This is a genomic window from Mycobacterium sp. (genome assembly GCF_036490025.1).
In the GTDB taxonomy this organism is placed as follows: Bacteria; Actinomycetota; Actinomycetes; order Mycobacteriales; family Mycobacteriaceae; genus Mycobacterium.
In genome coordinates this window covers 24,002-31,593 of the sequence record NZ_DASXEP010000140.1, presented here as the reverse complement: position 1 = coordinate 31,593, position 7,592 = coordinate 24,002, and the positions used below count along the sequence as shown (strand labels likewise).

Sequence of the window (7,592 nt, the reverse complement as noted above, 5' to 3'; positions counted from 1 at the left end):
CGAGCCGTCGTCGATCGCCGTCTGCGGAACGCCGACCGCCGCGATCTCGGGCCGGGTGAACACCGTCGCCGCGACGGTGCGCAGCCGGATCGGGCTGACGGCCTCCCCCAGCGCGTGATACATCGCGATCCGGCCCTGCATCGCGGCGACCGAGGCCAATGGCAGCAGGCCGGTGCAGTCCCCGGCGGCGTAGATGCCGGGCACCGATGTTCGTGACACCCGGTCCACGGTCAGGTAGTCGCCGCGGCCGAGCTCGATGCCCACCCGCTCCAGGCCCAGGCCACCGGTGTTCGGCACCGACCCGATGGTTATCAGCGCATGGCTACCCGCGACCGCGCGGCCATCGGTCATCGTGACCAGAACTCCGTCGTCGATGCGGGTGACCGATTGAGCGCGGGCGTTTTTGACCAGCCGGACCCCGCGTTCGGCAAACGACTCCTCCAGCACCAACGCGGCGTCGGCATCCTCGTACGGCAATACCCGGTCCCGGCTGGCCACCACCGTCACCGCGACACCGAGTTCGGTGTAGGCATTGACGAACTCGGCCCCGGTGACACCCGAGCCGACGACGATGAGGTGGTCGGGCAGAGCGGCCAGGCCATAAAGCTGGCGCCAGTTCAGGATGCGTTCGTCGTCCGGCTGCGCCGATGGCAGGGTCCGCGGGCTGGCGCCGGTCGCGATCAGTACGACGTCGGCGTCTCGCACAGTAGTGGCGCCGTCCGGCGCGGTCACCTTGATGCTGTGGCGCGCCAGCCCCGGGGTTGCGTCCAATAACTCACCGCGACCGGCGATCAACTCGACCCCCATGCTGAGCAGGTCGGCGGTGATATCGGCGGACTGGGCGGCGGCCAGCATCTTGACCCGCTGGTGGATTTCGGGCAACGAAACCTTGGCGTCGGCGATATCGATACCGAACTCCCTTGGCGCTCGGCGTAGTTCGCTGCGCAGCCCGGTGGAGGCGATGAACGTCTTTGACGGCACGCAGTCGCAGAGCACCGCCGCACCGCCTATACCGTCGGAGTCCACGACGGTAACCTGGGCCACCTCCGGACCGTGTGCGGCGGCGACCAGTGCCGCCTCGTACCCGGCCGGGCCGCCGCCCAGGATCACAATGCGGGTCACCACAGCTCAAGCCTCACCAACTGGCCGGCGACGGGTCATGGCGGACCCCATCCCTCACCAGGTCTCTTCATCGACGACGATGTGCATGGCGGCTTCCTCCGCCGAGGCAGCGCCGCCGTCGATGCCGACGTCGTGGGCAAGGTAATCCGTAGCTGAATCAGTAGGGTCGACGTCGAAGGCGACGAGCCGACCCGCGCGCATGTCGCCGACCTGATCATCGATTCGCTCGCCATCGCTGTCGGCGCTATCACCGATTCCGTCGCCATCCCACTGATCGGTCACCTCGGGCACCTCGCGGGCCAGTCGGCGCGCCAGACTTTCATGGGTACGCGCTTCCCTCGTGGTGAGACCCCACGCCCATAGTTCGCGCGGGCGTTCCGGTGGTGAGTAGCCCTCGTCGAGGTCAATGCCAGTCTGCTCTGAGTCCAAGCTTTCTTCTGGTTCGAGCAGATGTGCCTGCACATCATCGAATTCAGAAATGCCCATCAGCGCCGTCTCCATCCCGTATCTGAAAGGCCACACTCGCGCAGCGAAGTCCCGCACCCGCTCGGTGGTTGTCTCAACCGAGCGCCTCAACAAGGTCACGGCAGGCTCGTTCACAACGACGGCATACCTCGGCGCACACGCGGCAATGCTCATGTTTCGCCGCATGCTTGTCGCACTCGTCTGCGCTTGTCTTACAGGCCGTGACGCAGGTTTGGAGGACCGCCCTAGTCAGGTTCGCGTCGTAGCCCGTGTGCCGGGACAGGACGCGGCCGGTTGTCGAGCAGACATCCGAGCAATCAAGGCAAGTACGGATGCATTTGGTCAAGTGATTGACGTCCTCTTCACTGAGGCAGGCGTCTGCACACGCTGTGCAGGCCTGGTCGCATTCAATACAGGCGTCGATACACGCGACCAGCTTCGAGATGTCGATCTGACCTAGATCTCGTGGATAGGTTTCCAGCATTCTCCTGGCGGCGCTCACTATGTCCTCCTTGTTCGGGGCGATGGCTATCTCACACAACAGAACACGGCTGCGCGGATGTAGACGTTAAGAGCATGGCGCGTAAAGGGGTGAACTGTCGTCGCCCACCTCGGTCACTCACCCGGGTGATAGACGACAGGCGAATCGTCAAGACTGGTGGATCGGGCCGGCAAGTTCACGACGGCAGTCGATGCACGAGCTGGTCGGTGTTGAGTCTGGATGGCGTTCTCGGCGACGCGCCGGTCGCTCAGATCGACGCCTCGCTCGGTGAGAGCGCGGCGATCTGTGCTGCCGGGAGCTCAACAGTTTTCGTCATCCAAGGCACCACGCAAAGTGGGTAGCGCCTTCACCCCATGTAGTGGACACAAAATTTGTGGTTAGGCGGGAAATGTAGCGGGTGTGGGCCCTTCGTAGGGCAACAGGGACACCGCCGAGGGTGGTACCAAGCGGGATAACAAAATGCAGCGCCGCGACGTTGAGGTCGATGACGCGGACTGCTCGGCAGGCGCCGCGGATATCAACCGGAGCTGCTGGTCCGGAGCATCCCTGGGATAGTCGCTCACTCGATTGATGCCAGATGTGCGCTGAATTCTGCAGCAGGACTGGATAATTGCAACCGATCGCGGTAACACAACAGCAGATTGCGGTGAGCCCACGCGTTTGTCAGGTCGACCGTGCGTAGGTCTCGAAACGGCCATTGCGCGGCGGCCAAAGCTGGAATGACGGCGATGCCGACACCGGCTGCCACCGCGGCACAAATTGCGTCGGCGCTGGGCAGATGCGCCCGGTAGCGGGGGCGAAGGCCGAGAGGCTGGGTTTGGCCACTCAGGTGTTCCTGCAGCGGATTTCCCTGGGCGAATCCCAGGAAGGGGTAATCCAGACATGCGCTGAACGCAACTTGGTCGCGGTCGGCGAGAGGATGGCCGGCCGGCACGATTACGACGAGGCGGTCTGGACGCAGCGTCGAGCACGCGAGTCGACCCGAGTCCACTGTGTCGGCGATTATTCCAAGCTCGGCGCGACCCTCGGTGACAGCCGCGACGATCTCATGGCTTGGACGCTCCTGCAGCTCGATGTCGATGTTGGAGTGGGCGGCTAGGAAGTTGGCCACGGCGGTCGGCAACAGTGTTTGGGTGGCCGACGTGTTCGCCAGAATCACCAACGTGGATTGCAGCCCGTCGGAGCAGCGAGCCAGTTCGGTGCGCATACGAGCCAGCTGGCCAACGATCGCTCGGGCGTGTGCCACCAACAACCACCCCGTCGGAGATGGCACAACACCCCGCCGATGGCGGTCCAGCAATCTAGCCCCGAGAGCCTTCTCCATCGCTGTGATCCTCGCGCTGGCCGATGCCAACGACAGATGCGCGCGGTCTGCTCCTTTGGTGATGCTGCCCTGGTCGACTACCTGCAGAAAGAGTTCCAAATCGGTGAGGTCGTAGGCCATAGCGTCAGGGTACTCAAACCGCCACAAGCGCATCAGCCTTCGGTATAGCCGAAGGCTGACCCGCGAAATAACTCATTGTGCGCGTGGTTCCCGGCGGTCCACGCTTCGTTTAATGCCGAGTACCGACGGCAGGTACTACAGCAACCCGGAAGGTATCGAATGACAACGCATGCTGATCGCACCGAGGTCTCCGATCAAAGGATCGTCGCGGACTGGGCGCTGAGCGAGTGGGCGGATCGGCTCCTCGAACAAGCCGGCCTCGGAGTCACCATCGTCGACCGGCACGGCACGGTGATGTACTACAACAAATGGGCGTCCGAGCACCTGGACCGCCAACCTGCCTACCTTGGGCACTCTGTGCACGAACGGCATCGCCGCAAGATCACCAACCCGCGGTTCGACGCCATGCTCAAGCTGTTCGTCGACGGCCGAATCGAGCCGGTGCGCTACGTGGCCAGGCCGTACGGGAAAACCACCATCCTGGTGACAGTTTCGCCGATCCGGATCGACGGCGAGCTCGTTGGCCTATCACAGCTCGTGCTGCTGAAAGACGAAGTGCAGGAACTGTGTGCACGTTTCGACGCCACGGGCCGCGAGTCGTTCGAACGCGAGATGCTGCCCAACGGCTACCCCGGCGCGTGACGGTCGTGGAGGTCTGCACTTCGGGCACGTCGGCAACACCGTGGGCCAGCAGGACCGCCCTCGTCGCCGCGCTAGTGGCGATGGGAGCAGCGACCACCGTCATTGGAGTCCTGCATGCCTACAACAGCATCGGCGTCGCGGCGCCGCTGGCATTACGCCGGCGGCCTGCATCACGCCGACAGCGTGGTCTCACTGACACCGAGCTCAGCTGCAATCTGCGTGATCGTCGCGCCGTCGGTATCCGGGTCAAGCCCCGTAGGTGACTCAGCGCGGCCTCGACGATCGGGCCGATCGCGGGTCGAGGAGGAAGCGCAGCCGCAAGCGCACCACAACAGCAAGTAGCCACAGCCCGGGCGGCCACCTTGCTGTAGTGAGTGGCGCGTGCGCTCACCCGGATGAATTGCCCCGGCGGGTGATGACCAGTCACCCTTCGGCGGTGAATGCTGGCCCCAGAACGGCAAGCGGAGGTTCTGTGGAGTCGAGGAAATACCGTACCTGCGGTCAGGGCTGCGTGAGGCCTGGATTTGTGAGAGTGCAATTGGTCACGCACGTACTGCGGCACAAAGAAGACGATGCGATGACCGGCGCCGCTACATCCAGACGCTCGCGTCAGGGCAGGACCCCTCTCCCGCATCCGTCCCCTCCAGCCGGGCCCTGCCTGACTCGGGCTGGCGGTGGCCAGTCTGGGTGCGTGCCAATAGTTTTCGTGATGGCAGGGACCTAGCGTGGCTCGCCCGCGCCCGGAATGTACAAAGGTGCCAGATGGCCCGTTCAGCGCTCAATTTGAAAGCGCCGTCATCCCGCTCCTTGAGCCTCTCCATCGGCAAGCTCTTCGAATGACCTCCAACCGAGTGGATGCGGAGGATCTGGTGCAAGAAACAATGCTCAACGCTTATGCTGGTTTCCGGACATTCGAACCAGGAACGAACCTCACAGCATGGCTGCGGCGGATCATGACTAACACCTATATCAATAGCCATCGGAGGCAAAAGCGCCGTCCCGCAGAACATCCGGCCGGTGAGATCACCGATCAACAGCTAGTGTCCAGTGCCTCACGCACGCCCGGCGGGCTTCGGTCGGCCGAGGAGCTGGCGCTCGAAATGCTGCCAGACCCCTACCTCAAGGCCGCAATGATGATCTTGCCAGAGCAGTTTCGCATCGCCGTGTATTTTGCCGACATAGCGGGATACTCCTACAAGGAGATCGCCGCCATGATGGATACCCGGCAAGGAACCGTAGGCTCGAGGCTCAACCGCGGACGAAAACAATTGCGCGATTTACTATTCGACTCGCCAGTCAACTACGCGTCCAGGACAGCCGATAAGGCGCGGAGCGGAGCAACCCAACAGCATGCAATTGCCAACGGTTGATCGGCCAGGGGCAGCCGCGATGGAACATCTGGCGTTCTATGCGGCTGTCGGTGCAATGGCCCTATTTGGGATTGTGGAGTGGCCCGTCGTCGCTGCGTTGGTGGTGGGTCACACGCTTGTCAACGCGCAGCACAACAAGGTTCTTCAATCGCTCGGCGAGGCATTGGAAGAGGCCTAGCGGCAATATATTACGAGCTAGTTCAGTGCCAGTGGCCGCTCGCTGCAGACTCGGCATCTTGCCCGGTCGCAGTTCCTCGTTGTTAGATCCGGTCTCCGCCTCACCCGTGAACATTCCGGCGGCCGTTATCGCGTGTTCGCTCGTGTGCGCAGGAAGTGGGCCTCACTGCGCATCCGCTCAATCATGTGCGGATAGTGCAGTTCGAAGGCGGGCCTCTCAGAGCGGATGCGGGGCAATTCGGTGAAGTTATGCCGCGGGGGTGGGCTGCTGGTGGCCCACTCTAGGGAGTTGCCATAGCCCCATGGGTCGTCGACGGTGACAGGTTCGCCGTAGCGCCAGCTACGGAACACGTTCCACACGAACGGCAGCATCGAAGCCCCAAGGATGAACGCCCCGACCGTTGAGACGACATTGAGTGCGGTGAACCCGTCGGTGGGCAGGTAGTCCGCGTAGCGGCGTGGCATCCCCTTATTGCCGAGCCAGTGTTGCACCAAAAACGTTGTGTGGAACCCGATCAGCGTCAGCCAGAAGTGCAGCTTGCCCAGCCGTTCGTCGAGTAGCCGCCCAGTCATCTTGGGAAACCAGAAATACGCTCCGGCGTAAGTGGCGAACACGATGGTGCCGAACAGCACATAGTGGAAATGGGCCACCACGAAATAGGTGTCGGTGACGTGGAAGTCGATCGGCGGGCTGGCCAACAGCACACCCGATAAGCCACCTAGCAGGAATGTCGCCATAAAGCCCATCGCGAACAGCATGGGGGTTTCAAAGGTCAACTGGCCCTTCCACATGGTGCCGATCCAGTTGACGAACTTGATCCCGGTGGGGACCGCGATCAGGAATGTCGTGAAAGAAAAGAACGGCAGCAGCACCGCACCGGTCGCATAGAGATGATGGGCCCACACCGCGATCGACAGTGCCCCGATGCTGATGGTCGCATACACCATGGTGGAGTAGCCGAACAGCGGCTTGCGGGAAAACACGGGGATAACCTCGGTGACGATGCCGAAAAACGGCAGCGCGATGATGTAGACCTCGGGGTGGCCGAAGAACCAGAACATGTGTTCCCACAGCAGGACTCCGCCGTTGGCCGGGTCAAAGACGTGTGCGCCGAGGTGGCGGTCGGCGGCCAACCCGAACAGCGCGGCGGTCAACAGTGGAAAGGCCACCAGCACCATGATGCTGGTGACCAAGATGTTCCAGGTGAAGATCGGCATCCGAAACATCGTCATCCCTGGCGCCCGCAGGCACACCACGGTGGTGATCATGTTGACTCCGCCCAGGATGGTGCCCAAGCCACCGACGATCAGCCCCAGGATCCACAAGTCACCTCCAGAGCCCGGGGAATGGATCGCGTTAGAAAGCGGGGTATAGGCGGTCCACCCGAAATCCGCGGCCCCGCCAGGTGCGATAAATCCCGCTAAGGCGATCATTGCGCCAAATACAAAGAGCCAAAACGACAATGCGTTGAGCCGCGGAAACGCGACATCGGGGGCGCCGATCTGCAGGGGCAGCACCAGGTTGGCGAACCCGAACACGATCGGAGTTGCGTAAAACAGCAGCATGACCGTGCCGTGCATGGTGAACAATTGGTTGTATTGCTCGTTGGACAGAAACTGTAGCCCGGGTGCGGCCAGTTCGCCGCGAATCAGCAGCGCCATGAGCCCGCCGACGAAAAAGAACGTAAAGCACGCGACGACATACATGATCCCGATCAATTTGTGATCGGTCGTGGTGATGAGCTTGTAGATCAGGCTACCCCTAGGACCAGTACGCTCCGGGAATGGCCGGCTGGCCCGAAGCCCTCCCAAAAGGGGCGCCGAGGTGGACATCAGATCGGTCTCCTAGATCGGTGAAACGTGGAAGCGC

General features: G+C 62.5%; 8 protein-coding genes. 3 read left to right on the top strand and 5 right to left on the bottom strand.

All coding sequences use genetic code 11. From position 1 onward, the window contains the following. The 4 genes from VGG53_RS15840 to VGG53_RS15825 form a co-directional block, all read right to left on the bottom strand. On the bottom strand, nt 1–1,125 hold a 1,125-nt coding region (locus tag VGG53_RS15840), incomplete at its 3' end, for an NAD(P)H-quinone dehydrogenase (protein WP_331519008.1). Nucleotides 1,126–1,176: 51 nt separating this feature from the next. Then, nucleotides 1,177–1,623 carry a DUF5709 domain-containing protein gene (locus VGG53_RS15835; RefSeq protein ID WP_331519007.1) on the bottom strand — a complete coding sequence of 149 codons (447 nt, stop codon included), beginning with the start codon at nt 1,621–1,623 and terminating at the stop codon, nt 1,177–1,179. 58 nt (nt 1,624–1,681) lie between these two features. After that, nucleotides 1,682–2,071 carry a four-helix bundle copper-binding protein gene (locus VGG53_RS15830; RefSeq protein WP_331519013.1) on the bottom strand — a complete coding sequence of 130 codons (390 nt, stop codon included), beginning with the start codon at nt 2,069–2,071 and terminating at the stop codon, nt 1,682–1,684. A gap of 577 nt (nt 2,072–2,648) precedes the next feature. Further along, entirely contained in the window at nt 2,649–3,533 is an 885-nt protein-coding gene (locus VGG53_RS15825) for a LysR family transcriptional regulator (RefSeq protein WP_331519006.1), read from the bottom strand. A gap of 159 nt (nt 3,534–3,692) precedes the next feature. Here VGG53_RS15825 and VGG53_RS15820 point away from each other — a divergent pair, with 159 nt between their 5' ends. From VGG53_RS15820 to VGG53_RS15810, 3 genes are all read left to right on the top strand, one after another. Continuing rightward, complete coding sequence (locus VGG53_RS15820; protein WP_331519005.1) at nt 3,693–4,175, top strand: PAS domain-containing protein; 483 nt, start codon at nt 3,693–3,695, stop codon at nt 4,173–4,175. A gap of 725 nt (nt 4,176–4,900) precedes the next feature. Then, nucleotides 4,901–5,545: a sigma-70 family RNA polymerase sigma factor gene (locus VGG53_RS15815; RefSeq protein WP_331519004.1), complete on the top strand. Its 645-nt coding sequence runs from the start codon at nt 4,901–4,903 to the stop codon at nt 5,543–5,545. Between the two features lie 19 nt (nt 5,546–5,564). Continuing rightward, on the top strand, nt 5,565–5,723 hold the full coding sequence (locus tag VGG53_RS15810) for a hypothetical protein (RefSeq protein ID WP_331519003.1): 159 nt from the start codon (nt 5,565–5,567) through the stop codon (nt 5,721–5,723). Between the two features lie 125 nt (nt 5,724–5,848). On the opposite strand, the gene ctaD is transcribed toward VGG53_RS15810, so the two are convergent. After that, nucleotides 5,849–7,555 (bottom strand): cytochrome c oxidase subunit I, encoded by a 1,707-nt coding sequence (gene ctaD, locus VGG53_RS15805; protein WP_331519002.1) that lies wholly within the window; start codon nt 7,553–7,555, stop codon nt 5,849–5,851. Nucleotides 7,556–7,592 lie beyond the last annotated feature (37 nt).

Bases quoted from the DNA above. Each gene is read 5' to 3' on its own strand.
- VGG53_RS15810 (WP_331519003.1), top strand. From the start codon at position 5,565: ATGGAACATCTGGCGTTCTATGCGGCTGTCGGTGCAATGGCCCTATTT.
- ctaD (WP_331519002.1), bottom strand. From the start codon at position 7,555: ATGTCCACCTCGGCGCCCCTTTTGGGAGGGCTTCGGGCCAGCCGGCCA.
- VGG53_RS15830 (WP_331519013.1), bottom strand. From the start codon at position 2,071: ATGCTGGAAACCTATCCACGAGATCTAGGTCAGATCGACATCTCGAAG.
- VGG53_RS15825 (WP_331519006.1), bottom strand. From the start codon at position 3,533: ATGGCCTACGACCTCACCGATTTGGAACTCTTTCTGCAGGTAGTCGAC.
- VGG53_RS15820 (WP_331519005.1), top strand. From the start codon at position 3,693: ATGACAACGCATGCTGATCGCACCGAGGTCTCCGATCAAAGGATCGTC.
- VGG53_RS15835 (WP_331519007.1), bottom strand. From the start codon at position 1,623: ATGGAGACGGCGCTGATGGGCATTTCTGAATTCGATGATGTGCAGGCA.